This is a genomic window from Microcoleus sp. OTE_8_concoct_300 (assembly GCF_031383065.1).
Classification (GTDB): Bacteria; Cyanobacteriota; Cyanobacteriia; order Cyanobacteriales; family Microcoleaceae; genus Microcoleus.
On the sequence record NZ_JANMZH010000900.1, the window covers coordinates 1 to 1,780 of the forward strand.

The window sequence follows — 1,780 nt, forward strand, 5'->3', positions numbered from 1 at the left end:
TCGGCTCTAATAGCGGATGATCGTACTCAACAGCTTTACCGTGCTTGCAGTCAATAAACTGAGGAATTAAACCTGCATCCAGCGGGCCGGGTCGGTAAAGTGCCAAAATAGAAGAAATATCATCCAGGCAAGAAGGTTTGATTTTTTTTACTACATCCAGCATCCCGGAAGATTCCAACTGAAAAATACCTTCTAAATCTCCTTTTTCTAAAAGTTTATAAGTTTTGGCTACATCAATCGGCAACTTTTTGATTCTAGTAAATGTCTCTTGAGCTTTGCGTTCCATATCAGAAGGCAAGGCTTCGGCATCGATGGTTATATCTTGGGTTTGCTTAACATATTCAACGGTTTTCTGGAGCGTTGTTAAATTTTTCAATCCCAAAAAGTCCATTTTCAGCAGCCCCAAAAATTCCAAATCTTCCATGAAATATTGGGTAATCACAGCACCCTCATTATTCTTTTGCAGCGGTACCAGTTCATCCAGCGGCTCTGAAGAAATTACCACACCTGCCGCGTGAACGCCATAGGTTTTGTTGGTTCCTTCAATGCGAATTGCCATGTCAATCCACTGACGAACTGGGACTTCTGTCCCGGTTTCTTCATTGATGCAAATTGTATTTTCATAGTTGTCTTTAAATTCCTGTGCAGGTGTTTCACGGGAAATCATCACTTTTAGTTTTTCCGGTTTTCCCCGAGACACGGGAATTAATTTAGCCATTTCGTCGGCTTTTTTGTAGGGAATACCTAACACTCTTGCAACATCTTTCAAGACTGCTTTTGATGTCATTCTGTTGAAAGTAATAATTTGCGCTACGCGGTCTGTACCATATTTATCAGTAACGTATTTAATCATGTCGTCCCGTCTTTCTATGCAGAAATCGCTATCAATATCTGGCATAGATTTGCGTTCGGGATTGAGAAATCGCTCGAATAGTAGTCCGTGGTGTACGGGGTCTATATTGGTGATTTTGAGGACGTAGGCAACTAGAGAGCCTGCGGCAGAACCGCGTCCTGGGCCTACGGGAATATTGTTATCTCTAGCATATTTTATATAGTCCCAAACTACTAAAAAGTATTCTGAAAAGCCCATCTGCTGAAGCATTTTAAGCTCGTATTCTAGCCTTTGTTTGTAGACGGGGGGGATTTCATTTCTGGTGCGGGCTTTGAGGCGTTCTAACAGTCCCAGCCAGGATATTTCTTCTACATAAGTATCGGCTGTATGTTCTGGAGGAATTGGGATTGTGGGAATCCGAGCTTCTCCTGTCAGCTCGTATCTCGATACTTTATTTGCGACTTCTAAAGTGGTGTCGATCGCCTCTTTGATTGTTTCATCATCCAAATGGTCTCGAAACAGTTGCGCCATCTCCACAGCAGACTTAAGATATTCAGTGCCGCTGTAGCGCATCCGCTTGTCTTCTTCAATCAGTTTGTTGGTGTTAATGCACAGCAAAGCATCGTGTGCTTCTACATCGTTGCAGGAAATATAGTGGGAATCATTTGTTGCAATTATTTTAATCTTGAGTTCGCGGGCAATTTTGACGATTTCAACATTAACAATCCGGTCTTCTTGGGAACCGTGGTCTTGAATTTCTATATAGTAATCTTCTCCAAATACTTCTTTATACCATGTGGCTACTTGACGGGCAGTATCTAGCTTGTTTTGCAGAATCATTTGGGGAACTTCGCCGCCCAAACAAGCACTGGTAACAATTAAACCTTCGGAGTATTGTTTTAGTAGTTCTTTGTTGATGCAGGGGCGGGCAAAAATACCTCTTTCTGG

1 protein-coding gene is annotated in these 1,780 nt (G+C 42.1%); it reads right to left on the reverse strand.

Annotated features, from left to right (window positions below; genetic code table 11):
• The coding region (gene dnaE, locus ACUVJL_RS39005; protein WP_445250715.1) for a DNA polymerase III subunit alpha at positions 1–1,780 on the reverse strand (1,780 nt) is incomplete at both ends.